At 63.6% G+C, this 24,022-nt stretch carries 31 protein-coding genes, 1 tRNA gene, 1 other RNA gene and 2 pseudogenes; 16 read left to right on the forward strand and 19 right to left on the reverse strand.

Going from position 1 to position 24,022, the window contains the following annotated elements; translation table 11 throughout:
* Positions 1-11: 11 nt before the first annotated feature.
* The 3 genes from ffs to LIW51_RS08750 all read right to left on the reverse strand — a co-directional run bounded on the left by ffs (position 12) and on the right by LIW51_RS08750 (position 1,240).
* Positions 12-323: signal recognition particle sRNA (gene ffs, locus LIW51_RS08740), an RNA gene on the reverse strand.
* A 97-nt stretch (positions 324-420) separates the two neighbouring features.
* Complete coding sequence (locus LIW51_RS08745) at positions 421-753, reverse strand: DUF5658 family protein (RefSeq protein ID WP_227373652.1); 333 nt, start codon at positions 751-753, stop codon at positions 421-423.
* An 82-nt stretch (positions 754-835) separates the two neighbouring features.
* Entirely contained in the window at positions 836-1,240 is a 405-nt protein-coding gene (locus tag LIW51_RS08750) for a DUF7548 family protein (protein WP_227373653.1), read from the reverse strand.
* Positions 1,241-1,322: 82 nt separating this feature from the next.
* On the opposite strand from LIW51_RS08750, the gene LIW51_RS08755 reads away from it, so the two are divergent.
* Together LIW51_RS08755 and LIW51_RS08760 are read left to right on the forward strand one after the other, a co-directional pair.
* Positions 1,323-1,631, forward strand: coding sequence for a DUF5798 family protein (locus LIW51_RS08755; RefSeq protein ID WP_227373654.1), 309 nt, complete (start codon positions 1,323-1,325; stop codon positions 1,629-1,631).
* 35 nt (positions 1,632-1,666) lie between these two features.
* The gene (locus LIW51_RS08760) at positions 1,667-2,647 is read left to right on the forward strand and encodes a PLP-dependent cysteine synthase family protein (RefSeq protein WP_227373655.1); all 981 of its coding nucleotides are present in this window, start codon (positions 1,667-1,669) and stop codon (positions 2,645-2,647) included.
* Positions 2,648-3,069: 422 nt separating this feature from the next.
* Here the strand turns inward: LIW51_RS08760 and LIW51_RS08765 are convergent, their stop codons facing one another.
* The 3 genes and pseudogenes from LIW51_RS08765 to LIW51_RS08780 form a co-directional block, all read right to left on the reverse strand.
* A complete protein-coding gene (locus tag LIW51_RS08765) occupies positions 3,070-3,480 on the reverse strand; it encodes a CoA-binding protein (RefSeq protein ID WP_227373656.1) in 411 nt (136 codons plus the stop codon).
* A 64-nt stretch (positions 3,481-3,544) separates the two neighbouring features.
* Positions 3,545-4,185, reverse strand: a pseudogene (locus tag LIW51_RS39100) (RAD55 family ATPase).
* Between the two features lie 139 nt (positions 4,186-4,324).
* Positions 4,325-5,206, reverse strand: a complete 882-nt coding sequence (locus LIW51_RS08780; RefSeq protein WP_227373659.1) for a geranylgeranylglycerol-phosphate geranylgeranyltransferase — start codon at positions 5,204-5,206, stop codon at positions 4,325-4,327.
* 101 nt (positions 5,207-5,307) lie between these two features.
* Between LIW51_RS08780 and LIW51_RS08785 the strand changes: the two genes are divergently transcribed.
* The 9 genes from LIW51_RS08785 to LIW51_RS08825 all read left to right on the forward strand — a co-directional run bounded on the left by LIW51_RS08785 (position 5,308) and on the right by LIW51_RS08825 (position 10,731).
* A tRNA-Arg gene (locus tag LIW51_RS08785) sits at positions 5,308-5,382 on the forward strand.
* A 249-nt stretch (positions 5,383-5,631) separates the two neighbouring features.
* Positions 5,632-6,012 (forward strand): ArsR/SmtB family transcription factor, encoded by a 381-nt coding sequence (locus LIW51_RS08790; protein ID WP_227373660.1) that lies wholly within the window; start codon positions 5,632-5,634, stop codon positions 6,010-6,012.
* Complete coding sequence (locus LIW51_RS08795; RefSeq protein WP_227373661.1) at positions 6,005-6,838, forward strand: arsenite methyltransferase; 834 nt, start codon at positions 6,005-6,007, stop codon at positions 6,836-6,838. The genes LIW51_RS08790 and LIW51_RS08795 overlap by 8 nt, the downstream gene beginning before the upstream one ends.
* A 106-nt stretch (positions 6,839-6,944) precedes the next feature.
* Entirely contained in the window at positions 6,945-7,235 is a 291-nt protein-coding gene (locus LIW51_RS08800; protein ID WP_227373662.1) for a hypothetical protein, read from the forward strand.
* Positions 7,236-7,319: 84 nt separating this feature from the next.
* A complete protein-coding gene (gene arsN2, locus LIW51_RS08805; protein ID WP_227373663.1) occupies positions 7,320-7,763 on the forward strand; it encodes an arsenic resistance N-acetyltransferase ArsN2 in 444 nt (147 codons plus the stop codon).
* A 394-nt stretch (positions 7,764-8,157) separates the two neighbouring features.
* Positions 8,158-8,775, forward strand: coding sequence for a GAP family protein (locus LIW51_RS08810; RefSeq protein WP_227373664.1), 618 nt, complete (start codon positions 8,158-8,160; stop codon positions 8,773-8,775).
* A gap of 176 nt (positions 8,776-8,951) precedes the next feature.
* The gene (locus tag LIW51_RS08815) at positions 8,952-9,170 is read left to right on the forward strand and encodes a hypothetical protein (protein ID WP_227373665.1); all 219 of its coding nucleotides are present in this window, start codon (positions 8,952-8,954) and stop codon (positions 9,168-9,170) included.
* Entirely contained in the window at positions 9,167-10,009 is an 843-nt protein-coding gene (locus tag LIW51_RS08820; protein ID WP_227373666.1) for a beta-keto acid cleavage family enzyme, read from the forward strand. The genes LIW51_RS08815 and LIW51_RS08820 overlap by 4 nt, the downstream gene beginning before the upstream one ends.
* 65 nt (positions 10,010-10,074) lie before the next feature.
* Positions 10,075-10,731, forward strand: coding sequence for a precorrin-2 dehydrogenase/sirohydrochlorin ferrochelatase family protein (locus LIW51_RS08825; protein ID WP_227373667.1), 657 nt, complete (start codon positions 10,075-10,077; stop codon positions 10,729-10,731).
* Here LIW51_RS08825 and LIW51_RS08830 read toward each other — a convergent pair.
* From LIW51_RS08830 to LIW51_RS08855, 6 genes and pseudogenes are all read right to left on the reverse strand, one after another.
* Positions 10,718-11,014: a ferredoxin gene (locus tag LIW51_RS08830; RefSeq protein ID WP_227373668.1), complete on the reverse strand. Its 297-nt coding sequence runs from the start codon at positions 11,012-11,014 to the stop codon at positions 10,718-10,720. The genes LIW51_RS08825 and LIW51_RS08830 overlap by 14 nt on opposite strands.
* A complete protein-coding gene (locus LIW51_RS08835) occupies positions 11,011-12,054 on the reverse strand; it encodes an anthranilate phosphoribosyltransferase (RefSeq protein WP_227373669.1) in 1,044 nt (347 codons plus the stop codon). Before LIW51_RS08835 ends, LIW51_RS08830 begins: the two co-directional genes overlap by 4 nt.
* Positions 12,054-12,881, reverse strand: a complete 828-nt coding sequence (gene cobA, locus LIW51_RS08840; RefSeq protein ID WP_227373670.1) for a uroporphyrinogen-III C-methyltransferase — start codon at positions 12,879-12,881, stop codon at positions 12,054-12,056. The genes LIW51_RS08835 and cobA overlap by 1 nt, the downstream gene beginning before the upstream one ends.
* A gap of 4 nt (positions 12,882-12,885) precedes the next feature.
* The gene (locus tag LIW51_RS08845; RefSeq protein WP_368411779.1) at positions 12,886-13,626 is read right to left on the reverse strand and encodes a DR2241 family protein; all 741 of its coding nucleotides are present in this window, start codon (positions 13,624-13,626) and stop codon (positions 12,886-12,888) included.
* 72 nt (positions 13,627-13,698) lie between these two features.
* Positions 13,699-14,721: pseudogene (locus tag LIW51_RS08850) on the reverse strand (CbiX/SirB N-terminal domain-containing protein); the annotation flags it as partial.
* Positions 14,718-14,849 (reverse strand): DUF8595 family protein, encoded by a 132-nt coding sequence (locus LIW51_RS08855; RefSeq protein WP_497007389.1) that lies wholly within the window; start codon positions 14,847-14,849, stop codon positions 14,718-14,720. The gene LIW51_RS08855 and the pseudogene LIW51_RS08850, both read right to left, overlap by 4 nt.
* Positions 14,850-15,154: 305 nt before the next feature.
* On the opposite strand from LIW51_RS08855, the gene LIW51_RS08860 reads away from it, so the two are divergent.
* From LIW51_RS08860 to LIW51_RS08875, 4 genes are all read left to right on the forward strand, one after another.
* Positions 15,155-15,481 carry a DUF8134 family protein gene (locus tag LIW51_RS08860; protein WP_438267336.1) on the forward strand — a complete coding sequence of 109 codons (327 nt, stop codon included), beginning with the start codon at positions 15,155-15,157 and terminating at the stop codon, positions 15,479-15,481.
* A 134-nt stretch (positions 15,482-15,615) separates the two neighbouring features.
* A complete protein-coding gene (locus LIW51_RS08865; RefSeq protein WP_227373672.1) occupies positions 15,616-17,394 on the forward strand; it encodes a nitrite/sulfite reductase in 1,779 nt (592 codons plus the stop codon).
* A 1-nt stretch (position 17,395) separates the two neighbouring features.
* Positions 17,396-17,677, forward strand: coding sequence for a DUF6360 family protein (locus LIW51_RS08870; protein ID WP_227373673.1), 282 nt, complete (start codon positions 17,396-17,398; stop codon positions 17,675-17,677).
* Positions 17,678-17,816: 139 nt separating this feature from the next.
* The gene (locus LIW51_RS08875) at positions 17,817-18,200 is read left to right on the forward strand and encodes a hypothetical protein (RefSeq protein ID WP_227373674.1); all 384 of its coding nucleotides are present in this window, start codon (positions 17,817-17,819) and stop codon (positions 18,198-18,200) included.
* A gap of 23 nt (positions 18,201-18,223) precedes the next feature.
* On the opposite strand, the gene LIW51_RS08880 is transcribed toward LIW51_RS08875, so the two are convergent.
* Positions 18,224-18,445 (reverse strand): hypothetical protein, encoded by a 222-nt coding sequence (locus LIW51_RS08880; protein WP_227373675.1) that lies wholly within the window; start codon positions 18,443-18,445, stop codon positions 18,224-18,226.
* Between the two features lie 131 nt (positions 18,446-18,576).
* Between LIW51_RS08880 and LIW51_RS08885 the strand changes: the two genes are divergently transcribed.
* Positions 18,577-18,933, forward strand: a complete 357-nt coding sequence (locus LIW51_RS08885; RefSeq protein ID WP_227373676.1) for a hypothetical protein — start codon at positions 18,577-18,579, stop codon at positions 18,931-18,933.
* 9 nt (positions 18,934-18,942) lie between these two features.
* Here LIW51_RS08885 and LIW51_RS08890 read toward each other — a convergent pair whose 3' ends face one another.
* From LIW51_RS08890 to hisC, 6 genes are all read right to left on the reverse strand, one after another.
* Positions 18,943-20,055, reverse strand: coding sequence for an NAD(P)/FAD-dependent oxidoreductase (locus LIW51_RS08890; RefSeq protein WP_227373677.1), 1,113 nt, complete (start codon positions 20,053-20,055; stop codon positions 18,943-18,945).
* Positions 20,056-20,095: 40 nt separating this feature from the next.
* Positions 20,096-21,070, reverse strand: a complete 975-nt coding sequence (gene mvaD / locus LIW51_RS08895) for a phosphomevalonate decarboxylase MvaD (RefSeq protein ID WP_227373678.1) — start codon at positions 21,068-21,070, stop codon at positions 20,096-20,098.
* A 160-nt stretch (positions 21,071-21,230) separates the two neighbouring features.
* Positions 21,231-21,758: a multiprotein bridging factor aMBF1 gene (locus tag LIW51_RS08900; protein WP_227373679.1), complete on the reverse strand. Its 528-nt coding sequence runs from the start codon at positions 21,756-21,758 to the stop codon at positions 21,231-21,233.
* Positions 21,759-21,800: 42 nt separating this feature from the next.
* Entirely contained in the window at positions 21,801-22,406 is a 606-nt protein-coding gene (locus tag LIW51_RS08905) for a CDP-alcohol phosphatidyltransferase family protein (RefSeq protein ID WP_227373680.1), read from the reverse strand.
* Positions 22,403-22,912 (reverse strand): adenylate kinase family protein, encoded by a 510-nt coding sequence (locus LIW51_RS08910; RefSeq protein WP_227373681.1) that lies wholly within the window; start codon positions 22,910-22,912, stop codon positions 22,403-22,405. The genes LIW51_RS08905 and LIW51_RS08910 overlap by 4 nt, the downstream gene beginning before the upstream one ends.
* Complete coding sequence (gene hisC, locus LIW51_RS08915) at positions 22,909-23,982, reverse strand: histidinol-phosphate transaminase (RefSeq protein WP_227373683.1); 1,074 nt, start codon at positions 23,980-23,982, stop codon at positions 22,909-22,911. The genes LIW51_RS08910 and hisC overlap by 4 nt, the downstream gene beginning before the upstream one ends.
* Positions 23,983-24,022 lie beyond the last annotated feature (40 nt).

Below are 24,022 nucleotides of genomic sequence, written 5' to 3' on the forward strand. Positions count from 1 at the left end.
GACGGTATGAATGGCGGACGGCCGGACTTGCCCGGCGTTCCGGGCCGGGGAATCCCGGTTGCCTTCTCCACCCCGCGATCCTGCGAGCGACAGATGTCCGATGGTCCGCTGCTCACTTCCGTGCCTGACGGATTGCCACCGGTTAACTGCGACGAGACACCCCTGCGAGTGTTCGTCGCAGACCGCTGTCCCCGCAGGACGAGGCTTCTGCGTTGGCTTCCGGGGCCCGGCCCGGTCTGACCGGACGTGTCCGGAGTTCGGTCCCCGCTCAAGACCGTAGCGCGGGTTGAGAGCAGGGCCTAACTGCCCGACCTAGTCCATCTCTACGTAGCCGACTCTGCCTTAAGGGCCTTTCGGGTTTCGCCGAATCGGCACCGAATCGGCGGCCAACGTTCGTCGAGCGTCCCCGCCGGTCGTCTCCTAGCCGACGGTCACGATGGCGACGACGTTAGAGAGGACGACGAGCGTCCCGACGGCGAGGTAGACCAGACTCCCAAGTCGGAAGGTTCGGTGGGAGCGCCGCGTCCACCCCGAGAGGACGACCAACAGGACGACGGTTATCGCTTTGACGATCACGAGACCGGCGATACCGACCTCATCGAGGAGATGCGCGACGAAGGGGTTCCCCTCTTCGAGTCCGAGTTCCAGTCCCACTCCGGTGGTCACGACGTCGCCGAGCATCACTCCGAGGACGGCGATCAACAGCGGCAGGGAGACGTGCGACCACGGTCGAGAGTGAGCGTCCGGCGACACGGAACAGCCTCCGCCGTCGCGCCACTTTGTTATAGGCCGACTGAACGGGGGTAACAGGCCGCTGAGCCGCGAAAATGGCCGACTATAGCACGCTCCGTACGTACCAACCCGCGCTTGCCGGGACGGCGAGCGTCACGAGGAAGAACGCCCAGCGATGGTAGCCGACGGAGTCCATCCGGGCCGCTTCCACGAGCGCATTCGCAGGGGTCACGATGGCCCACCAGAGCGTAATGACGGCCATGAACGCCCCGAGGACGAGCGTGACGCCGGCGACGGTCGCCGGGTCGGAGCGCCGCTGAAGTCCGGAGCCGAACGCGATGACGGCCACGAGCGCGAACAGCGTATCGAGCAGATGAACGGGAACGGGAATCGTGTCGTAGTAGACGCCGACCGCCGTCGCGGGAGCGAGAAAGTACGGCAGTGCGAGGAGGGCGAGCACCGCCAGAGACGCCGCGATTCCGACTTTCGGCGCGAGTCGCTTGCTCATGTCGGTGCCCACTCACGCGAGCGAGTTAAGCACCCCGCTTGAGTCGGAAAAATCACATTACTTCGGAACGAACCCTTCGGATATGGGACTCGGAAGCACAGCCAAGAAGATCCAGAAAGTAGCCGACACCGCCGAAAAGCTGTACGCCAAACTTAACGAGTTGCGAGAGCAAGTAATCGCCATCCGCGACACGCTGGAGACGACGAATGAGCGCGTCGAACGACTTGAAACCGAGAGCGCGAAACAGCGCGCGCTCGTCGAAGCGCTGGCCGAAGAACGAGGAATCGACGTCGAAAGTGCGTTGGACGATGTAGAAACGGAGACGGCGAAAAACGGGACGGAGGTCGACGAGATGGAAGGAGACGACGGGACGACGGAAGCGTCCACATAACAACGCCTAACAGCCCCGCCTTCATTCTCTCGCGCATGACGACACATCGAGAGCCGCTCGATTCGGTGCTCAACACCGTCGGGCGAACGCCACTCGTCCGCGTCCACGCCGCACCCGACGAGGTGCCGGTGTATGCGAAGCTAGAGTCGTTCAACCCCGGCGCGAGCGTGAAAGACCGCATCGGGCTGTACATGATAGAACGGATGCTCGAACGCGGCGATCTCGTCCCCGGCGGGACGGTCATCGAACCGACCGCCGGAAACACGGGCATCGGCTTCGCCATCGCGGCGGGACAACTAGATGTGAACGCCGTCTTCGTCGTCCCCGAGCGATTCAGCGTCGAGAAACAACAGCTCATGCGCGCGCTCGGCGCGGAAGTCATCAACACGCCGACCGAGGACGGGATGGGCGGGGCTATCGAACGCGCCCACCAGCTCGCCGAGGAGACGGAGGACGCGGTCGTCCCCCAGCAGTTCAGTAATCCGCTGAACGTCGAGGCGCACTACGAGACGACCGGCCCGGAGATCTATGACGCGCTCGACGGCGAAGTCGGGGCGATCGTCGCGGGGTGTGGCACCGCGGGAACGTTGATGGGCATGGCGAAGTACGCCCGCGAACAGGATGCGGATACCTACGTCGTCGCCGTCGAACCCGAAGGCTCGCTCTACTCGGAGACAGTGGGCGCCGACGTGGATGAGGAGGATTACAAGATAGAAGGCATCGGCACGCACGACCCGACGACGAACGAACTTTTCGACCCCGCCCTCGTCGACGAGATCGTGCAAGTATCGGATCGCGCCGCACACGACGAGCTGAAACGCCTCGCGCGCGAGGAGGGTAACTTGGTCGCCTCCAGTTCGGGTGCGGCCAGCGTCGCCGCCCGGCGAGTCGCCGAGAAGATCCGCGACGACGAGGTCGACGCGCCCGCCGACTCGGTCGTCACAATCTTCCCCGATTCCAGCGAGCGCTACCTGTCGAAAGGAATCTATCGTTCCTTCGAGGAATGGAGTTCGTGACGGGGGAGAACCCGATTCGTATTCTATCCTGCACGGAAATTGAATCGGTAATACTACCGAACCAGCGGTTTGGGTTCGACGTTAGCCTCCGCCGATACTTACGAAGCTTTCGAAGATAAGCACTCACTGGTTCCTTTTCCCCGTTCTGACCCGTCATCTACTATAAAATACCTTTAATAGGAAAGCTGCTCGTCCATAAACTGTATGGCGAAGAGCACTGACTCGGATAATCACAACAGGATTATCGCGGAGTGTTCCCACTGTGGAAAATCGGCGCTAACCATCTATCTCGAGGATGGCTACTGTCGGAAGTGCCGCGACGATTGACGTCTCTTAGTGAATAACCGACTCGTTCTCTACTCCTACGATCGTCGTAATCGACCGCGATTCGAGGACGTAAACGAAGTCGCCAACCGTAGTTCTCACACCACCAACCGTTGGTGCTCGACTTTCATGCAGTGGTCTTGCACCACCCGTTTTCCGGCCGCCTCGGCGCGCTCCGCCGCCTCGTCGTCACGGATACCTAACTGGAGCCACACCACGTCGACGTCGTCCCGGTCGAGAACCGCGTTCACGATCTCCGGCACCTCCTCGCTCGGGCGGAACACGTCCACGATATCGATATCCTCGTCTACGTCCCCGAGCGAGTCGTACGCTTCTCGACCGAAAATCTCGTCGGCGAACGGGTTGACCGGGATAACGTCGTAGCCGTGTTCGCGGAGGTACTTCGGAATATCGTGAGCGTCCTTTCCGGGCGTCGTAGAGCAGCCGACTACCGCCACGGTGTCGAGTTCGAGGACGTCTCGAAGTTTGTCGTCGCGTTCGATTGGCATGGTAGAGACGACGTGACGTTCGCGCAAAAGGATTCTGACTACCCCTATTACCAGGCGTCTCGGCTCACAGGAGTCGCCAATCGCTCGTCGAATCGACGCCTTTTATCCGAACCTCCGACCGGTTTCCCTCGGCTTCTCGAACCTCTATCTCGCCGTCGAACAGCTGCCGGAGCGTACTCATCGTCTTGTCGTCGTGCGCGGTCTAGTCGATGACGAACAGGCGGAGCGCGGAGGCGCTCTGGACGCGCCCCGTGAACACGTGCAGGAAGCGAAACACGGTCTGGAGGTTCGAGTACATGAGAAGTGTCGAAAGCGAGTTGAACAGGATTCGGTCTTTCTGCACGCCCGAGTCGTATAACCGCTGGAGATACTCGGAGAGTTGAATACCGATTCCGGTCATATCCACCGGAAAGGACGTGTACTCGACGCCGTCGACGTGACGCGGGTTCATCCCCCATTGCTGCGATACACAGTCCACGACGCCGATTGCGGGCGCGGGACCATCGAGTCGAGATTCGTACTCGGTGTGCACTTGCTCGCCGCCGTCTTTCGTCGATACGACGATGCACCGTCGTCGTTTTGCCCGCCCGAGGCGAGGATATCGAACGCGAGGGTTCGTTTCCCCGTCATCAGAGATCCCGCGATGAGCAGGTTCGTCCCCGGATCGACTTCCAACCTCGAGAACATGTCTTCTATAATATACATAATGTCTCCTCTCAGCGACGTGACGGATGCGAGGGGACACTGATAGGAGTGCCGACGTTCTCCCCCGATGTTATCTGGGATTAATATGCAGGGAGCCACTTATATTCCTTTTAATTGCCATCTGGTCCGTTGTACGGGTTCACAAGAGCATGGCAACCCTACCGGCAACGAACGCGACGGTGGCGAGAAACATGCCATACTTCAAGTGATGTTGTCCCGCTGTCGGGTCGTTCGCGCTCTCGTACGTCGCGTAAAGCATGAGGGCGTCCGCCGGGAGCACGACCACGAGATACGCTACGCCGAACGTTCCCCAGAGGTACGGAAGCGGACTCGCCGCCACGGCGACGACGAGCAAGGCCGCACCGACGGCGATGGCGGGTCGCGCACCGATTGCCAGCGGAAGCGTGTTCAACCCTTCCTCGCGGTCGCCGGCCATGTCCTCCACGTCCTTGACGACTTCGCGCGTGAACGTAGAGAGCGCGGCGAGCAGGAAGAGGACTCCTGCGGCGCGAATTTCCCCGAACGAGATGGCGACGTTCCCGCCACCGACCGTGACCGCCGCGCTCCCGAACAGGAACGTGCTCCCGCCGAGATACGCGACTACGGCGTTTCCCACGCCCGGTAATCCCTTGAACAGTTTCGTGTAGGCGACCAGCGCAAGGAGGTTGACCGCCGCGATTGCGATGGCGAGCGGAGGTAAGGCGAGCACCGCAGTTGTCGCTCCGGCGAACAACACGACGCTGAACAGGAGCGCACCCCTCGGCGAGACGGCACCGCGCGGAATCGGTCGATCGGGAGCGTTGATTCGGTCGATATCCCGGTCGAAGTAGTCGTTGATGGCGTTGCCCGCACCGGTCGCCAGCCACGTCGCTAGCACGGCGGCGGCCACTCGCATGGATTGAGAATCGGCGAAGACGCCGCCGACGACGAACGCTCCGATGAACGTGAGCACCCCCGCCGCGAACGCGTTACCCGGGCGCGTGAGTTCGAACAGTCCTTTCGCGCGCCCGTCAATAGCCATACGGCGACGTACTCGGGCCACCCGGTATAAATGGACTGAATGTACTTTCGGCGGTCGGAAACCACGACGTTTAAAAGGTGTCACACGATATGTGTGGGTACGGGCGCTTAGCTCAGTCTGGACAGAGTGCTTGGCTTCGGACCAAGTTGCCGCGGGTTCAAATCCTGCAGCGCCCATCCATTTTCTGAACGGTTTACATCCAACAGACGTCGGCGGGTCGCATAGAAAGCGGGTGCTCAGTTTTGATTTCGTTCGAATATCAAACAATTCCGAAAAAGTGCAGTGCCCCCTGGGGATTAACGTACATCCCAACCGTGAGCAACTGAGAAAATCAATCTATCATCGAGCTATCGTTGTATTTTATGGCGAACGAAGTACGACCCGAACATTTATATTAGCGAGACCTAATATTAGGATGTGCTAAAATGAGCGAGCAGCAGACAGATGGCCCGCCACCCAAGACGCAACGCCAGCAGGGAGCCGATTGTTGTTCGGTCAGTCACACCCACTCGCTGACGGAATCAGAGGTAGCTACCGACGTGGACATCCTTGCAACCCTCGGTAACGATACCCGGTACGAAGCGCTTCGACTCATCGCAGAGGTTGATGACGGTGTCTGCGTCTGTGAGATAGAGCCCGCTCTCGGAGTGAGTCAGGGAGCGGTGAGTCAAGCGCTCTCTCGGCTCTTCAGTGCTGGACTTGTTGATCGGCGAAAGGAGGGACGATGGCGATATTATACCGCAACGTCGCGCGCAAAACAACTCCTCCGCGTCCTCGACGATACGAGGTCACCCGATGATGACTGATACCACACCCACCACCGACATGGACGGTGAGCGTCCCGACACCGCAGCACAGCGCACCGCCGTCCGCGAACGATACTCGCGTATAGCCACGGAGTCGTCATCGTGTTGCGGCGACACGAGTTCCCGTAGCGAACCGGCTACCGACAGATCCAAGAAAATTGGCTATTCGAACGACGATCTCGACGCTGTCGACGGGAACGCGAATCTAAATCTCGGATGCGGCAATCCGACCGCAATCGCCAGCCTTGAGGAGGGAGACACCATCCTCGATCTCGGCTCCGGTGGCGGATTCGATTGTTTCCTCGCGGCCCGCGAGGTCGGGACAGCCGGCCACGTCATAGGTGTCGATATGACGCCCGAAATGGTCGAGAAGGCTCGCGAGAACGTCGAGTCGAACGACACACCGAACGTCGAGTTCCGACTCGGTGAAATCGAACACCTTCCCGTCGCCGATGAGTCCGTGGATGCGATTCTCTCGAATTGTGTCATAAACCTCTCGCCGGACAAACCGCAAGTGTTCCGCGAGGCGCATCGCGTCCTCCGACCGGGTGGACGCTTCGCCATCTCGGACGTTGTCCTAACCACCGAGCTACCGGCCGACCTACAGGCGGATCCAGCGTCGATAGCTACCTGTGTCGGCGGTGCAGCATCGGTTCCCACGCTCGAAGCGATGCTAACAGAGGCTGGATTTACGGACGTTTCCATCGAGTCAAAAGCGGATAGCGACGAGTTCATTCGCAAGTGGGACGACGAGCGCGATTTAAGCGACTACATCGTCGCAGCGACGATAGAGGGAGAGAAACCAGCAACGAATCCGCAATCATAGCATGAAAATCAGTCCGGACAGTCGCGGTCATGCGGTTCAGACCAAGCCGCTGTCCGTTTCGATTGGCGGAGATACGACCAGATAACAGTATAGTATTTACGTGAAAATGTTCAGGCCACCACTCGACCCGGGAGATCGTCCGCTCATTGACCAACCCACGTGGCGGAGCATCATCGTGAGCTACGCGCTGATGGCTGCGATTCCCCTGTTGTTGTGGATCGTGAGCCAACCGCTAGCTGGCACCGTGACCCTTGCGGGCATCGCCGGCCTGTTGGTCGGCGGACGACGTGTCTATAGGCTAATCCGCTGCTTCTATGACTGCCAGAGGTTCACGTTCAACCTAGGCGGGAAGGCCCAGATAACGGTCGCGCAGATTCACGCCGATGAATCGAACTGACCGGCATTTCGAGCCGTTGGAGCTACGTTGTAGGCAGCATAGCCGCAGAAACCACTCCCCGCTCCAGGATTCCACTAAAACTGTATGTCCAACCCTTCGGTAACCATTCGAGAGGCAGACAAAGAGAACATAGACCGCGTTGAAGCCCTGTTGGCAGCGAACGGTCTCCCGTATCAGGACGTGCGAGCGAAGTCAGGGGATTTCTTCGTTGCCTACTCTGACACGGAGTGTATCGGTACCGGCGGTGTCGAAATATGCGGATCGAATGGGCTCCTTCGGTCTGTCGTTATCACAGACTCGAATCGCGGACAAGGGTACGGAACAGCACTATGCGATGCGCTGGAAGACTACGCGCGAACCAACGAGGTGGAGAAGCTTTACTTGCTGACCACGACGGCAGCATCGTTTTTCCGACAGCGCGGTTACGAAAAGATCGTTCGAGAAAACGTTCCAACGAGTGTTCAGCAGACGACTGAATTCACGGACTTATGCCCGAATACAGCAACCTGTATGGGGAAGAACCTTTGATAGTAAGACGCTCTGTACCGACCGAACAGCACTACTCGCTAGACTTCCCTCGGTCGTACTGAATCAGCACTTTGTATCTTGCACTCGGTTTGCGAATTCCTCCGGATGCTGTTAGAATCCGCGCGTTATAGTGGCCATTTCGGAACCGAACGAGTAGCTACCGACCTCCCGCGGGGCACCTCGGAACGTCGAGGAACGAACAGCCGAAACAGCTACTTCGTTGACTAACTAACTATTAGGAACGGCAGAGTGCGTGCTATAAACCAGCAGACTAGTAACGCTGCCGAGGGATTTCGATGAACGAGCCGAGGTTACGAATCAAGTGGGGAGAAGACCGGCGACGTAACCGCCGAACACCGACTCGGAGTCACGATTTTCGGAGGATGGTCGAGCCGTGAGCTCTCTGCCCCTTCTGCCGATGGCGGTCGTGATGATCGCGGGCCCGCAGATCTTGAGTGCCATCTTCCTCGCTACGAGTCAGAACTGGTGGCGGAACTCCGCCGCATTCGTCTTCGGGGCATCTCTTTCGATCACCTCCATCGTCACGATCGTGTATTTCCTCGGCGACAGCGCCACCGGACAGAGGGGGTCGAACGATACGCTCCACATCGTCATCCTCGTCCTTCTCCTCGTCGCCATGGTGCACGTCTACCGGGCGAGAGAACAGTCTGAGCCCCCGAAGTGGATGGGCAAGCTACAGACAGCGACTCCGCGATTTTCATTCAGGCTTGGTTTTCTGCTACTGGGATTCTTTCCGACCGACATCCTCACCTCGACCGCCGTCGGTTCCTTTCTCGTAGGTACTGGTGCTCCGTGGATAGATTCATTCCCGTTCGTCGCGCTCACGCTCCTGTTGCTGGCGCTTCCCTCGCTCACCGTGCTCGCGTTCGGCGAAAGGGCGGGGGCCTTCCTTCCGAAAATTCGTGACTGGATGAACGCGAACTCGTGGGTCGTCAACGAGGTCGTGATACTGTTCTTCATCGCCATGACCCTCAACAACCTCGTAGGGTAAACGGCATCAGGAGACTCGCTTCCGGAGTTTGTAGATCGACCCGACCAAGCTGCCGAACCGTCCGGAGAGCTGTTACAGCACGGAACACCGCAAATGCGATTCGGAAGACGTCTCCGTAACCAGATGGCGGCGACGTTAGCGAATCGTTATGCCACTAGCTACCATCCGTCCTTCGTATGGTGTGTCCGTATCTCGAGTATCGCGATGGAACCGACGAAACGGAAACCGGCGAGTTGAAACGCAACGCGACGACGTTCGAGGAGCCGCGAGCGTTCTGCACCGTCGTCGACGAGTTCGTCCAGCCGATGCGCGCCGATATCTGCAACGACCGGTACGAACTGAACCATGAACGCCACTGCGAGATATACCGCGAACACGTCGAGGGCGACGAATGAGCTACGGGACGTATCTCGCGGGCGAACCTGTCATCGTCACGGCCGCGTTGACCGGCGGCGTCCACGGAAAGGAAGCCAACCCGAACGTACCCGAGACGCCCGAGGAGATCGGACGGGCCGCCGCCGCGGCGGAAGAAGCGGGTGCCGCCATCGTCCACCTGCACGCCCGCCGGCCGAACGGTGAGCGTTCCTTCGCGACCGAGCGATTTCAAGCGATAGACGACGCTGTGAGGACGCACGCGGACGACGTCATCATCCAGCACTCGACGGGGGGGACGGCCGCACCGGCCGAAGACCGCCACCTCCCGCTTCGAACCGACCCCGCGCCGGAGATGGCGTCGCTCGACATGGGGCCGCTGAACCGATACGACCACCTCACGAGCGAGAACACGCGGGCGATGGTGGACGACCTCTTCGACGAGATGGCCGACTGCGGCATCAAACCGGAGCTGGAGGTGTTCAACGACGGCCACCGCAACGAGGTGTACGGGCTCTTGGAACGCCGAGACCTCGCCGACCCTGTGTACGCGACGCTCATCTTCGGCCCTGGAACGCTCACGAGACCGCGTCCGAAGAACTTCCTGAACGCCGTCGACGACCTGCCTGACGGCGCGCTGTTCAACACGCTCGGATTCGGGAAACACCAGCTACCGTTCGCGACGATGGGTATCCTGTTCGGCGGGCACGTCCGGGTCGGTCTGGAGGACAATGTCTACTACCGGCGGGGCGAACTCGCCGAGAGCAGCGCACAGCTCGTCGAGCGCGTCGTGCGTGTCGCCGACGAACTAGGGCGAGAGGTCGCATCGCCTGCGCGATCGCGAGAAATTCTCGGTCTATAATCTACGACTCGACCCGCCTTCCGAATCACGACCTTCAAGCCGCTCGCCTCCGACCACTCGAACGAATGCTTCCCCTCTTCCACGATTTCACCGACGAAACGGTACTCGTCTTCGGCGGGGGGAGCGTCGGCCTCCGGAAAGCCCGCTTTTTCGCGCGGGAAGCGCGAACCGTCGTCGTCGGCAGGCAGTTCGAAGCGAGTTCCGACGCCGTCGAGGCGTCGCTGATTCGGACACACCTCGAACCGGAAGAAATTCGAGGGTGGTTCGACCGCGCCTCGCCCGCGCTCGTCGTCGCCGCGACCGACGACGGCGCGCTCAACGACGCCATCGAGGCGGAAGCCCAACGACGCGGCGTGCTGGTCAACCGCGCCGACCGAAGCGGCGAACGCGAGGCGGGGAGCGTCGTCGTTCCGGCAACCGTCCGGGACGGAGAAGTCGTCGCGGCGGTCGCAACCGGCGGGCGAAGTCCCGCCCTGAGCAAACACCTGCGGGAGCGAATCGAACCGCTGCTCGACGGCGCGGACGCGATGGCGGATCTGACGGCCGACGTCCGAAAGGAGCTGAAAAGTCAGACCGTGCCGCCCGAAGACCGGCGAAGAGCGGTTCGGGCAGTGGTCGAATCCGACGCCGTTCGGAACGCGATTGCGGCCGGAAGAAACGGTCGTGAAGAGGCGAACGCCGCGGTAAAAGACGCACTCGATTACTCCCTCAACCGAGGCTGATCGTTCCGTCGCCGTCGGGATTCGGCGCGATCTCCTCGCCCGTCCGGCGGTCGATGATGTGGATGACGCCGACGTCCTTCTTCGCGGGGCAGACCCCCGCAGCGCGGACGTTCTCGGGGAGTTCGTCATCGTCGAGGAAGTACGTCTTCGGGCTTGCGAGTCCGGTCGAGAAGTCCATCCCCCAGTTGTCGGCGACCTCCGCACATTTCCCCGCGCCGAAACATCGCGCTCCCTCGAAGAGTATCTTGTACGGCTTCTCCTCGACCGGCGGCGTACTCGTCACGGTTCGTACCCTCGCAGGGCGTCGAGCGCCGCGGCGGCGTCCCCGTCGGCGATAGTCTTCCGCGCTAGCGTCAGTCCTTCGTCGAACGAATCCGCGTCACCACCGGCGTAGATGCGGACGGCGGCGTTGAGCGCGACCGCGTCGGCGAACCCGTCTTCGCGCTCGCCGGACAGCACCGATTCCGTGATTCGGGCGGAATCGGCCGGTACGTCCCCGACTTCGAGGTCCTCGCGTTCGAAGTCCATCCCGTAGTTTGCCGTCTCTATCTCGTAGTCGTCCAACTCGCCCGACTCGTCGTTCCATTCGGCGACCTTGGTGTAGCCCGGTCTGATGTCGTCGTACCCCTCCTGCCCTTGAAAGAGGACTGCTCGCTCGACGTTCGACGTTCGGCTCTCTCGCAACGTGTCGACGATTCGCTTGGCGAAGGAGAGGTGGTAGAAGCTTCCGAGATGAACCCCGGCGTCGGCGGGATTCGCCAGCGTCTCGACCGTGTTCACGAACGTCCGGACGCCGACCGCGGCCCGGCGGTCGCGGAGCGCGTTGAGGTCGGGGTTGAACCGCGACTGGTCGTAGAATCCGAAGCCGACCGAATCGACCATCGCCGCGCTCGCGTCAGGCGCGAGGTCGGTTTCTACCCCGAGTTCGGCCAGCACGTGTCGGTACGCACAGCCCTCCGAGACCGGCACGCGGTCGCCGCTGTGGACGACGACCGGCGTTCCCGCGGCCGCCGCGACCAGCCCCGCCGCCACGCCGAGCAGCGCCGTCTCGCTCTTGCCGTCGTAGTTCGCGCCGCAGTCCACCGGGTCGGCGTCGGGGTGAACGACTTCGACCGAACCGTCGCACATCGCGTCGAGGAAGCCGGCCAGTTCGTCGGGCGTGTTGCGTTTCCATCGGTTCGCAACCCAGAACCCGCCGAGCGTCGTCGGGTCGGCGTCGCCGGCGAGGATTCCGTCGAACGCCTCGTAGGCCTGCTCGTAGCTCATGTCCTCGGCCGACTTCGGCCCGGAGCCGACCTGCGACATCAGTTCTCGAAGCGCCATCACTCGATCCCCCTGTCGGAGGCGACCGTTTCGGGTGCGGGGGAAAAATCGACCGACGGTGCGCCCTGCAGGAACTCGGCGACGCGGTCACGGACGGCGACCACATCGCCGACGACGGTCACCGCGGGCGGTTCGATGCCGACCTCGTCCCGACGCTCCACGATGGTTTCGAGCGTTCCGGTGATGGTGAACTCGGACTCGCGGGTCGCGTTCTCGACCATGGCGACCGGCGTCTTCTCGGTGACGCCGCCGGCGCGCAACGCCGCGACGTAGTCGGGGAGGCGACCGACACCCATCAGCACGACGAGCGTTCCGCCCGCCCGCACGTTCGCGGCCAACGCGTCCCAGTCGAGGGCGCTCTCCGCTTTCGTCGGGTCTTCGTGGCCTGTGACGACGGTCACGCTCGAAGCGTGTTCGCGGTGGGTGACCGGGATACCGGCGACGCCCGGCGCGGCGACCGCGCTCGTGATTCCCGGGACGACCTCGAAGTCGATTCCGGCGGCGGCGAGTTGCTCCGCTTCCTCGCCGCCGCGACCGAAGACGGTGGGGTCGCCGCCTTTCAGGCGAACCACGTCCTTGCCCTCCCGCGCTTTGCAGACCATCATGCGGTTTATCTCCTCCTGCGTCGTTCGCTCGCCGTTCGGGCCGGGTCGCTTGCCGACGGAGACGACCTCGGCCGTCTCGGAGCAGGATTCGACGATTCGCTCGTCCGCCAGCCTGTCGTGGAGGACGGCGTCCGCCTCGTCCAGTAGTTTGCGTGCCTTTACCGTCAGCAGTTCCGGGTCGCCCGGACCTGCGCCGACCAGATAAACTGTTCCATCGTGCATCGAATCACCTCTCCTCCGCGATCCGCTTCGCGCGGCGATATCGCGCCCGGTAGCGGTTCGCGGGGTCGCTCACGTCGCCGGCGCGCACGGTCGCGCCGTCTTCGGCGTCTTTGCGCCTCGATTCGTCCTCTCGTTCGAGCCTCAAAAATTCGCGGGCCCCCGCCACGAACAGCGAACACGGCTCCCGGCAGGGGAACTTGCCGTCGCCGCGCGGCGCGTCGAGTTCGTCGCCCTCGCTCGCGTCCCACGCGCGGCGTTTGAGACACTGCGAATCGACGCAACAGGCCTCGGCGGCGCGTTCCAGCGCGTTTCGGTCGAGTTCCTCGACCTCGGCGTAGATGCCGGTCTGGCGCGCGGCCGCCTCCTCGAAGTGGGTCACGTCGAGGTCGCCCTCGCGCTCCCGGTGCCAGTTGGCGACCGTCGCCGGGTAGACGTGTTCGACTGTACGGTAGAGGTCGTCGCCGTCCCGCGCGGCGAACGACCATCCCGACGGAAGCGTCGGAGCCGTCTTCAGCGGGCGGTACTCGCCGTCGTCGGTGAACCGCGACAGGTCGCGTATCGCGGCCGGGTCGTCGTAGGTCGTGAGGTCGGCGTCGTCCGCCTCGCGGTCGTCGACGTGGCGAACCTCGTAGCGCCGTTCGCCGCCGTCCGAGAGCGAGACGGTGAGCGCGAGCTGCCCCCACGTCCGGGTGACGCCGGTTTCGTCTTCCTTCTCGGTTCCGGCGAGCGCGTCGTAGCGTTCCATAACCGGACGATCCGCGCGTTCCAACCAGCGCAAGAACGCGCGGCGGTGGGTGCCGCGCCCGCCCACGATGCGATTCCAGTAGTGCCAGTTCGAGACGTATCGAGGGTGGTCGCGCGCGAACGAGCGAAACTCCCGTTCGCTCAGCCCGGCGTGCCGCGTCTCCGGCGTCTCGAGGGTGAACCCGCGGTCATCACTCCCATCCCTGTCGAACGCCGCGCGAAGTCCGTCGAAATCGACCCCCTCCGTCGCAGCTTCGGTGAGTTCGTCGACCTGCAAACGACGTATCGACGCTTCCCCTCTGGCCGACGCTCGCGTCTCGTTCTCGAAATCCGCACCCGCATCCGCGGTGCGTTCGAGAACCACGTCGGCGACCAGCGGTTCCGTCCCCACGGCCCCAGCGTACCAGACCGTCCGCCCGGCCACCTCGGCCGGTACGTCGTAGCCCGCGCTCGCGTCGTCGGTCAGCCCGACATCCTCGGGGATGTCCTCCTGCGTGTGGTAGCCGTCGGCGACGAACAGCGGGACAACGACGAGTTCGTCGCTCTCGAAGTGCGCGGGGAGGTCGTCTATCACTGGCTCCTCGTCCATGAACAGCGCCCGAACCTCGTCGAACCGACCTCGCTCGCGGATGCGGTCGACGTGCGTTCGCGTCGCCCGCGCGCTGTTCTCGTTGCGCTCGGTTCCGTGGCCGACGACGGCGAGTCCGACCCCTGGCCCGACATCGGGGTCGCCGGTCACGCGCTCGGCGCGCTGAACGATGACCTCCGTCATCGCGTCATGGGTTCCCACCGGGTCGGTGTACGTCACCGACTTCTCCACATCGAGGTTCCAGCCGTCGGCGAGTCGGAGTTCGCGCGGAATTACCTGCTCGGTGAAGTACCCCTCGCTCGTGAACAGCGGGACGACGTACACCTCATCGCTCTCCACGGTTCGGAGCACCTCGCGCGGCGACGGCTCCTCCTTCCAGAACGCTTCGTGAACCGCCGCGAACGACCCCCGCGAACGAATCTCGTCGGCGTGGTCGTACAGCGGTCGGGCCGACCGGGGGTCGAGATGCGAGCCGTGTCCGACCAGCACGAGCGCCGAACGGGTCATTCTTCTCGCGTTTCGTCCTCGCCCCGACGCTCCGAGAGGTGCTCCCAGATCTCAGTGCAGCCGCTACCGTCCGGCACGTCGTCCAAGTGGTCGTCTTCCGATTGCTCGCTCACTTGCCGCTCGCTCACGCGTTGGTCACTCACCCGTCGCCACCTCCCGGTTCGTCGGGTCGACGAACTCACCATCTAGATATCGGCGGTCGTCGGAGTCGAATCGTGTCATCACCACCTACTCTACCGCACGTCCCCTAAACGGTGCGTCTTCACGTAATTCCGGCCGATGCTCCCACGTTGCGGTAAGATTCGTCGGTTCCTCTGACGGGCGAAAAATGGGAAGTCGCCGCGCTAGTTCCGTCACGGGACGACGTGAACCATTTCGCCGGTCGTGACGCGTCATACGATGCGGCGGGGGTTGCGACTGCCGACGCGCTGAGGTGCGCGGACTCCGACGTACCGACATGGCGACCGCGATTCGCACGTTGGACGAGGGCGCGTGGGTGAACGTGAACAACACCAGAACCGTCGGGGTGAGTAACGTCTGGAAACTCGCCGACCACGGCATCTGCGGCTGCGACACCGCGTTCTTCCTCGTCGAAGTGTTCACCGACGTCGGGGTCGACGGGCGGTGGGTCGAAGCCCGCGCCGCCGGACAGTGTATCGGTTGCGGCGAACGCGGCACGACGGGATGGCTCCGGGTCGGGCGCGTCCGCGACGGCGAATTTCGCCCCGTCGTCGTGGAATCCGTTCACCGACCGCGGTGAGCATCGTCTTTCGTCGAATTCGCTCGATTTCGGCGCGTCACAGTCACCCGTAACGTTTGCCTCTACATCCGACCTCCGGCGGGGATTGACGCGGAGGGCGTCGGTTTACGGGTGGGTTCTCTACGGTCTCCCACATGCCGACCGACGTGGAGAAGTGGAAGGACGAGGTGTACGGGAAGGAGATACGAGAGCACATGCTTCGGTTCGCCGAGGAGGGGTGGGACGCGATTCCCGACGACGAGCACGACGCGTGGTTCGAGCGGTTCAAATGGTGGGGGCTGTATCACCAGCGCGACGGACAGGAGAGCTACTTCATGATGCGTATCGGGCCGCCGAGCGGCGTGCTCGAACCGGGTCAACTGCGGGTCATCGGGGAGATCGCACGCGACTACGCGACGGGGCCGGTCGCCAACCCCGAGTTCGGCAACGGCTACGCCGACGTGACGACACGGCAGGCGGTGCAGCTTCACTGGATAAACATCGAAGACGTTCCCGCCATCTGGGAGCGACTGGAGGATGCGGGTCTCTCGACGATGCAGGCGTGCGGCGACTCGTGGCGCAACATCGTCGGCTGTCCGGTCGCCGGGAAGGACGAGCGGGAGTTCGTGGACGCGCTTCCCGTGGTCGAAGACCTACAGGAGAACATGAAGGGTAACCCCGACTACGCGAACCTCCCCCGGAAGTGGAAGGTGTCGGTCACGGGGTGCCGCGAGGGCTGCGGGCAGGGCGACATCAACGACATCGGCATCGAACCCGCCGAGAAGGAGATAAACGGCGAGGCCGTCCGCGGGTTCAACGTCCGCGTCGGCGGCGGACTGGCCGGGCGCGAACCGCGCTTCGCCCGCGACATCGACGTGTTCGCCGAACCGGAAGAGGTCGTGCCGATTCTCGGCGGACTCTCGGGACTGTTCCGCGACAAGGGCAACCGCGAGAACCGCCGTCGCGCCCGCATCAAGTTTCTCGTGGACGAGTGGGGGCCCGAGAAGATCCGCCGCGTTCTCCAGGAGGAATACGTCGATTTCGAGCTGAAGACGGCCGGCGACGACCTGCGCGAGGAGTACTCCTACAACGCCGGGGTGCCCGACAACCACGGCCACGCCGACCACGTCGGCGTCCACCGGCAACCGGACGGGAACTACTATGTCGGGCTGAACGTCCTCGTCGGGCGCGTCGGCGCGGGGGACATGATAGCGATGGCCGACCTCGCCGAGAAGTACGGCTCCGGAGAAGCCAGACTCACGCAGCGACAGAACGTCATCCTGACTGACGTGCCGGAGGAGAACCTCGATGCGATGCTGGACGAACCGCTGTTCGACCGGTACAGCCCCGACCCGCACCCCTTCCAGCGCGGTTCCATCGCCTGCACTGGAACCGAGTTCTGCTCGCTCTCCATCGTCGAGACGAAGAACCGGCAGGTGCGCCTCTCGCGCTGGCTGCGCGACAACGTCGAACTCCCCGAGGACGTGGAGAACTTCCACATTCACCTCTCGGGCTGTACCGCCTCCTGCGCACAGCCCCAAATCGCCGACGTCAGCCTCCGTGGGATGAAGACGCGCAAGGACGGCGAACCGGTCGAGGCGCTCGACATCGGCCTCGGCGGCGGTCTCGGCGAGAACCCGAGTTTCGCGTCGTGGGTGCGGCAACGAATCGCGGCCGACGAGGTGCCCGGCGCGATTCGGAACCTCATTGCGGCCTTCGCAGAACGGCGCAGCGACGGCGAGACGTTCCGCGAGTTCGTACAGCGACACGACGAAGAGACGCTGGCCGAGTTCGCAGAACCCGAGGAGACCTCCTACGACGACCCCTACATGCACAACACGAAGAAGACGTGGTACCCCTACGCCGAGGACGACGCGATGGACGCTAGCCCGGCCCCGAATAGCCCGAACGACCCCGTTTCGGGTGACGATTGAGATGGCGGATCGCGTGCTCTCGGTCACCGCCTTCACCACGCTCGATCTCGTCGACGCTGTCGCGGAGGGCCACGGATGGAACAAGGAGGCGGTCGGAATCCTGAACGTCACGACGCCGAAGGGTGAGGATTCGCCCGAGGAAGTGCTGTTGCAGGTGGAGTTGGACAACGCGGAACTGGAGCGTCTGCCCGCACACGCCGAGACGGTGTCGCTGTCGCCCGAACAGGCGCGGGAAGTCGCCGGGGAGTTGGAGCGATACGCCGACTCCATCGAGGAGACGTGAGCGACATCGGGTAGCGCGGAACCGCTATCGCAGGCAGGCTTACCGCACACATCGTTTCGGTGGAACGGTCGGTAACGGTTCATTTAGCGTCCGCATAACTTTGGACATTAGTCCCTTCCTTTTCGCCGGGGACGATACCATGCCCCAACCACAAAACGGCGGAGACGACCGTAACGATAGTCAACGAACCGTTACGAACGAAACCACTGGACAGGGCGGTGCGAACCAGCAGCGTGAGCAGACGAGACCCAGTCGTGAACGGGAGAGCACGTCGGACTGGCTGGCAAAGACTGGACTGCTGTTCGGGCTCGCGGTCGTCGGCTTCGTGTTGTTGCTGTTCGCACTCGGTCAGGCCGTCGGTTTCGACCTGCTGGGACTGGTCGCAGACGCGCTCAGTTCCCAGACGGGACGCTGGCTCGTCGTCGCGCTCTTCGCCCTACTCCTCATCGGAGTGGCCGAGCGGGACTCCGTGGCACGTTCCGCCACGGCTGACGCTCCCCGACTCGATTTTGTTGCGGTGTGAACGTCGTGGCACGCAGTGTCCGATCAGTCCGTCCTGATGTTGCTGGCCGCACAGGAGCAGGTCACGACCGGGTCGAGTACGTCGTCGATCGGCATCGCCTCGCCACAGCTAATGCAGATGATATGTGGGTTCGAGAGGCGTTTCCGTTCACGATAGTATTCGAGTGCCCGTCTGCCGATTACCGCCGCCGTTCCGACTCCAACTGCACCCATCAGAACCGTGTCAAATGTGGTTACGCGTGCCATGCTCGGGCAAGGTCGGGCCAGTACCTTAAAACTGGTGCTGGAATTATCCATGATAAGTTTTGTGGAGAACGAACTCTCTTCCGAGACGCAAGCGGTTCTTATAAAAACGGGTTCGTCGTACAACGCTCCGTATGGTGTACCTCATCGGCTCGGTCGTCGGGTTCATCGTGAGCCTGCTCATCGGTGCGCTCGGAATTTACATCGGTGCGCGGGTCGTCACGGGAACCGACGACTACGGCTACGCACTTATCACGGCCATCGTTGGGTCGTTGGTCGGAGGTATCGTCGCGGTGCTCATCGGTTGGCTGCTCGGCTGGCTCGTCGTGCTCGTCGCGTGGATATGGGTCATCAACTGGCGCTACCCCGGCGGCTGGGGTAACGCCATCGGCATCGGCCTCATCGCGTGGCTCTCGGTGGTCGCCATCACGTACGCGCTGGCCATCTTGAACGTCCTGACGTTCAGGATGCTCGGCATTCCGAGCATCTGAGCGGGGTTGCTACTCGCCCAATTCTTCTCCGATAAGTTCGACCGCATTCCGAACGGCACCGACCGACGAGAGGTATCGCACGCCGACGGTCGCCTTCAGCGCCTTGGCGGCGGTGCCGGTCACCACCGTCGGGCCGATCTGGGCGACCGCGCCGTCGCCGACCGAGACGAGCCAGCCGGGCGAGTCGAAGGTGAACTGGTCGAGTCGTGGGTCGAACACGTCGTCGCCGCCCTCGACCAGTCGCGCGATGTTTTCGGCGACGACGCGAGCCTCGCGCACGGCCGCCTGTGCGCTCGCGGGCACCGACTCGCCGTCGCCGTCCACCACCTGCGCGGCGTCGCCGACGACGAAGGTTCCGTTGCCAAGTCGGAGCGTGCTGTCGACGCGGGGGCGGTCGCCGCCCAGCGCGTCCGAACCGCGGATTCCTCCGGTCCAGACGAACTGGTCGTAGGCGAGCGCGCTCCCGTCGGCGAGCGCGAGTTCGCGCTCGTCGGCGCGTTCGACCGCGGTTCCGGTTCGAATCTCGATATCGCACGTTTCGAGTTCGCTCCGCACCGCCTCCTGAAAGTTCGTCGGGAACGCGGGGGCGACCTCGGCGAACTGCTCCAAGAGGACGATTTCCACGTCCGTCCCCTCCTCGCGGGCGAGGGCTGCGAGTTCGCCCGCGACCTGTACGCCTGACAGCCCCGCCCCGCCGACGACGACGCGACCGCCGTCGAGCGCCAAGAAATCGGCTCGAATCACGCGGGCGTGGTCGAGTCGCTTCAGGGGCGTCGCACGTTCCTCGACGCCCGGGAGGTCGTAGAAGGCGGTCTCCGCGCCGAGACAGACGGCTGCGTAGTCGTACTCCAGTTCGCCGTCGTCGAGCGCGACGCGGCGCTCAGTGGGGTCGACCGACTCGACGCGAGCCTCCCGAATCTCGCAGTCGAGCACCTTATCGAGCGGGACGACGATGTCGTCGGCGAGCGACGGTCTGCGGACAATTCGGTGGAGTTCGTGCTGAACGAGGTGTTCGCCCGTCCGCTCGACCACGACGAGATTCGCGTCGTCGGGGAGGGAACGTTGAAGTTTGCGAGCTAAGGTGAGACCGGCGTAGCCCGCGCCGAGGACTGCCACCTGCATGGTGCGACGCTACGCCCGGGGGGGCTAAAGGCGTACTCCCCTAAAACAGGGCTTCGCTCTCGGGGAGCACTTCGGCGGGGCCGCCGACCTTCCAGCGCATCGTCTCGACGCCGCAGTCGGCGACGACTCCCTCGACGTACTCCGCGTGCTCTGCGGTGGTGTTGACGTACACGCTCGCGCCGGTGTCGGTGGAGAAGTAAACCGGCACGTCCTCCTCCTCGCGGAGTCGGCGAACCGCGTCGAAGATGGAGAGCGTCTCGGGTTTCCAGTACACCCAGCCCGCGGGGCCGGTCATCGTCGTCGCCGCGAGGGAGAGCGAGTCGTGTTCCGCCGTCTCGAAGATGCGGTCGAAATCCCCGGCGCGGAGGGCGTCGCGCATCTCCACGAGTTGGTCGTGGACGTGCGCGAGCCGAGCCTCGAACATGTGGCTGTCGGCGGCCTCGCGGTGGGCCTCCTCCGTCTCTTTGTACGCGGGAACGAGCCCGGCGACGATTCGAACGTCGTCCTCTACGGGCGATTCCAGCCGCTCAGAGCGACAGTCGCGGTCGTTCAGCCCGGCGTGCAGGTCAGAGAAACCGCCCGTCACGGCGCGCGCTGCCGAGGAGGAGCCGAGGCGCGCGACGGTCGATATCTCGGGCCGCGTGAGGTTGAGACCAGCCGCCTCCACGCAGGCCATCGCCGCCGCCGCGAAGCCCGACGACGAGGAGCCGAGGCCGACGTTCGAGGGGAAGCTGTTCTCGCTCTCGAACCGGGCGCGAGCGTCGATTTCCGCGAGTTCGCGCACGCGAGAGACCACCGCGCTGACGCGGTCGGCCTTTCGATCCGACAGCTCCTCGCCGTCGACGACGAACACGTCGGCGTCCAGCGAGTCGTCGAACTCGACGGTCGTCTTGGTGTGGCTCGGGGCTGTGCAGACGCTGATGCTATCGTGATACGGAAATCTGCGCTCCTCGTCGCGCATCCCATGATACTTGACGAGCCCCTGAATCGGGTGGGCCTTCGCGGTCGCTTTCATACGTCGATGGGTGCGGGACGGGCGTTTAAACGCTGTGGAATGCCACGCGGGTGACGAGCGGACGAAATCTGGCGGTCTGTTGTGTCTTGCGATGGCGGTCACTACCGCTCGTCCGAGAGAACAGGTTCACGATCGTCGTGAAGCAGTTTCGAAATCGCCGTCAGTCCTTGCGCTTGACGACATCGCCGAGGGTGGTGCCGCTCGTCGAACTGCCGCCGCTCCACTCTTCGTCCTCGGCTCCGCTACTTCCGGCGGTGAGGCTGATGTCGAGTTTTCGCTCCAGTTTCTTCTGGACGCTGTCGCTCGGTAGGGTATCGCCGCGCTCGAGTTTGCGGATGAGGCTCGCTTTCTCGTTGAGTTCCTTGGCGAGGTCTTCCTGACTCAGTCCGTCCGCCTCGCGCGCGTTGCGGATGCGGTCGTCGTAGTCCTGCGCGATTTCGTCCATGTCGTCGAACATGTCCGAGCGTCGCTGGCGCGACGTTCCCGACGACCCCGAACTGCCCGAACTCGCCTTCGACTTGCCGGAGGACGAGGAGGTCGAGTACTTCGTCGACGTGGACGACGACTGCTGGGTTTTGACCTCCGTGCCGAAGTCGGCGCAGTTGTCACACACGTCAAGCTCGGCGCCTTCGACTTTGATAGTCTTCGGTGAGGTCGTCTCGGCACCGCACATCTCACACTGAACCATGTATTATGGTTTACCCCCTCGACTGATAAATCGCACGCCGCGTCACGCCAGCGCGCGCCACGAGTAGTAGAACCGCTGAAGCGCCGTCGTGTGCCCGATGACGGCGAACAGAACGAGCAAAAGCGTGACCAAGGGATAACCGCCCACCGATTCCGCAAAGGCCGCGAGACTGGTGACGACGCCGATGAGCGCCAGCCTATCCGCCCGCCCGAGCAGACCACCGTAGACGCGGTCTAAGCCGACCGCTTGCGCCTGCGTGCCGAGGTAGGAGGTCATCAGCACGCCCGTCACCGCCGCCAGTCCGAGCGCGAACTGACCGAGCCCTGCCGCGAGACCGACGATGAGCACGATGTCGGCGTAGCGGTCGAGCACGTGGTCCAACAGGTCGCCCGCCGCGGAGTCGGTTCCGAGTTCGCGCGCCAGCGCCCCGTCGAGCAGGTCGAGCCACCCGTTCAGGAAGACAAGCACCGCGCCGACCAGATACCAGAGTTGGGCGTCGGCTCCGAGGTAGAATGCCCACCCCGCGCCTCCGGCCAGTGCGAACGCGACGACGCTCACGGCATCCGGGGTCAGGCCGAGTCGCACCGACGCCGAGACGAACGGACGGAGCGCGCGGTTTGCGACGGGGCGAAGTTGGTCGAGCGTCATAGGTACTCCAGATAGTCGACGGTTCCGGCGGAAGGCGCGCGCTCGCCCCGGATAACCGCTTCGATGTCGCCCGCTACGGCTTCCGGGGTTCGGTCGGTCGTGTCGATCTCGTAGACGGAATCGACGCCGTGCTCCGCGACCGCCTCGGAGAGAATCACGTCGAGAGCTTCGCTTTCTGCATTTTCTTCCGCTTTCGACTCGGACTCCCCGCGTTCGACCAGTCGCTCGCGCAATCGCTCGGGGTGACACCGCAGAACGACCACCCTGTCCGCGTCGAAGTGGTGGGCAAGGTGCGAATCGAGGAGCAGGTCGTCGCCCCGTTCGGCCAGCCACTCCCGAATCGCGTCGAAATCGGCGAGGAGGCTGTCCCGCTCCTCGTCCGTGCCCTCGTTCAGTCCCTCCTCCCGAATCACGTCGTTCAGGTGGACGACCGCGAGGTCGGAGTCGACCAGTTCGGTCGCCGTCGTCTTGCCGGTGCCGGGCGTCCCAGTGACGGCGACCTTCACTCCGCCAACACCTCGTTGAGTTCGCTGACCGCGCGTCGCGTCTCGTCCCTCGTCCCGCAGGTGAGACGCACGCAGTCGGGCAGACCGAAACTCGTGCAATCGCGTAGGATGACGCCTCGCTCTTGTACCGCCGCCGTAACCGCGCTCGCGGCACCGACCTCCGCGAGCACGAAGTTTCCGTGACTCTCCCACGTCGGGGCGTCGAGATGGTCGTAGATGTACTCGCGCGCCCAGCGCGTTGTCTCGACCGATTTCTCGACGTGCTCGTCGTCCGAGAGCGCGGCGAGGCCGCCCCGGCACGCGAGTTCGCTCGCGGCGAACGGCGTGTTCACGCGGGCGTAGGCGTCGGCCCAGTCGTCGGGCACGACGGCGTACCCGAGTCGGACGCCGGCCAGTCCGAACGCCTTGGAGAACGTTCGGAGGACGGCCACGTCGTCGCGGTCGTCGAGGAGGGAAATGGCGCTCGGCGCGTCGGCGTACTCGCCGTAGGCTTCGTCCACGAGCACGAGAGTCCAGTCGTCGGTTTCGTTCGCTATCGCTTCCACCGCGTCCAGCGAGAATCGTCCGCCGGAGGGGTTGTGCGGGCTGGTGAGGTAGACGATTCGCTCGCCGTCGTACTCGGACAGCACGGTGTCGGCGGCGAGCGCGAACCCGTCGTCCTTGGAGAGGGGATACTCGCGGACTTCGCCGTGGTGATAGCGCGCGCTCATCCCGTAGTAAGCGAAACCGGGCTTCGGCACGAGCACCGTATCGCCGGGGTCGAGCATGGCCCGGGCGAGATAGTCGAGCGCGCCGTCGCCGCCGTTCGCCAGCCACACCTGCGCCGGTTTGACGTTCCACCGCTCGGCGAGTTCGGCGGTGAGGTCGGTGTGCGACGCCTTCGGGTAGGAACTGGCGTTCCCCGCCGCCTCTCGGATGGCGTCCACCGCCGCCGGACTCGGGCCGAAAGGGTTCTCGTTCGACGCGAGTTTCACGAGGTCGCCGGGGTCGATTCCGTGCTCTCGAGCGACCTCCTCGATGCCCCGTCCGGCCTGATACGCGACCTGCGCGGAGAGGTCTCGTGGTTCCATGTCGGGACGGAATCACCGGCCGCTCTTAAGCGTGGCCACC

The sequence above is a fragment of the Haladaptatus halobius genome, assembly GCF_020618475.1.
In the GTDB taxonomy this organism is placed as follows: domain Archaea; phylum Halobacteriota; class Halobacteria; order Halobacteriales; family Haladaptataceae; genus Haladaptatus; species Haladaptatus halobius.

Bases quoted from the DNA above. Each gene is read 5' to 3' on its own strand.
- LIW51_RS08880 (WP_227373675.1), bottom strand. From the start codon at position 18,445: ATGGCACGCGTAACCACATTTGACACGGTTCTGATGGGTGCAGTTGGA.
- LIW51_RS08870 (WP_227373673.1), top strand. From the start codon at position 17,396: ATGGCGGATCGCGTGCTCTCGGTCACCGCCTTCACCACGCTCGATCTC.
- LIW51_RS08885 (WP_227373676.1), top strand. From the start codon at position 18,577: ATGGTGTACCTCATCGGCTCGGTCGTCGGGTTCATCGTGAGCCTGCTC.
- LIW51_RS08845 (WP_368411779.1), bottom strand. From the start codon at position 13,626: ATGGAACGCTACGACGCGCTCGCCGGAACCGAGAAGGAAGACGAAACC.
- LIW51_RS08875 (WP_227373674.1), top strand. From the start codon at position 17,817: ATGCCCCAACCACAAAACGGCGGAGACGACCGTAACGATAGTCAACGA.
- LIW51_RS08795 (WP_227373661.1), top strand. From the start codon at position 6,005: ATGACTGATACCACACCCACCACCGACATGGACGGTGAGCGTCCCGAC.
- cobA (WP_227373670.1), bottom strand. From the start codon at position 12,881: ATGCACGATGGAACAGTTTATCTGGTCGGCGCAGGTCCGGGCGACCCG.
- LIW51_RS08835 (WP_227373669.1), bottom strand. From the start codon at position 12,054: ATGGCGCTTCGAGAACTGATGTCGCAGGTCGGCTCCGGGCCGAAGTCG.
- LIW51_RS08750 (WP_227373653.1), bottom strand. From the start codon at position 1,240: ATGAGCAAGCGACTCGCGCCGAAAGTCGGAATCGCGGCGTCTCTGGCG.
- LIW51_RS08900 (WP_227373679.1), bottom strand. From the start codon at position 21,758: ATGGTTCAGTGTGAGATGTGCGGTGCCGAGACGACCTCACCGAAGACT.
- LIW51_RS08800 (WP_227373662.1), top strand. From the start codon at position 6,945: ATGTTCAGGCCACCACTCGACCCGGGAGATCGTCCGCTCATTGACCAA.
- LIW51_RS08890 (WP_227373677.1), bottom strand. From the start codon at position 20,055: ATGCAGGTGGCAGTCCTCGGCGCGGGCTACGCCGGTCTCACCTTAGCT.
- LIW51_RS08755 (WP_227373654.1), top strand. From the start codon at position 1,323: ATGGGACTCGGAAGCACAGCCAAGAAGATCCAGAAAGTAGCCGACACC.
- LIW51_RS08765 (WP_227373656.1), bottom strand. From the start codon at position 3,480: ATGCCAATCGAACGCGACGACAAACTTCGAGACGTCCTCGAACTCGAC.
- LIW51_RS08865 (WP_227373672.1), top strand. From the start codon at position 15,616: ATGCCGACCGACGTGGAGAAGTGGAAGGACGAGGTGTACGGGAAGGAG.
- LIW51_RS08790 (WP_227373660.1), top strand. From the start codon at position 5,632: ATGAGCGAGCAGCAGACAGATGGCCCGCCACCCAAGACGCAACGCCAG.
- LIW51_RS08905 (WP_227373680.1), bottom strand. From the start codon at position 22,406: ATGACGCTCGACCAACTTCGCCCCGTCGCAAACCGCGCGCTCCGTCCG.
- hisC (WP_227373683.1), bottom strand. From the start codon at position 23,982: ATGGAACCACGAGACCTCTCCGCGCAGGTCGCGTATCAGGCCGGACGG.
- LIW51_RS08760 (WP_227373655.1), top strand. From the start codon at position 1,667: ATGACGACACATCGAGAGCCGCTCGATTCGGTGCTCAACACCGTCGGG.
- LIW51_RS08780 (WP_227373659.1), bottom strand. From the start codon at position 5,206: ATGGCTATTGACGGGCGCGCGAAAGGACTGTTCGAACTCACGCGCCCG.
- LIW51_RS08815 (WP_227373665.1), top strand. From the start codon at position 8,952: ATGGTGTGTCCGTATCTCGAGTATCGCGATGGAACCGACGAAACGGAA.
- mvaD (WP_227373678.1), bottom strand. From the start codon at position 21,070: ATGAAAGCGACCGCGAAGGCCCACCCGATTCAGGGGCTCGTCAAGTAT.
- arsN2 (WP_227373663.1), top strand. From the start codon at position 7,320: ATGTCCAACCCTTCGGTAACCATTCGAGAGGCAGACAAAGAGAACATA.
- LIW51_RS08825 (WP_227373667.1), top strand. From the start codon at position 10,075: ATGCTTCCCCTCTTCCACGATTTCACCGACGAAACGGTACTCGTCTTC.
- LIW51_RS08820 (WP_227373666.1), top strand. From the start codon at position 9,167: ATGAGCTACGGGACGTATCTCGCGGGCGAACCTGTCATCGTCACGGCC.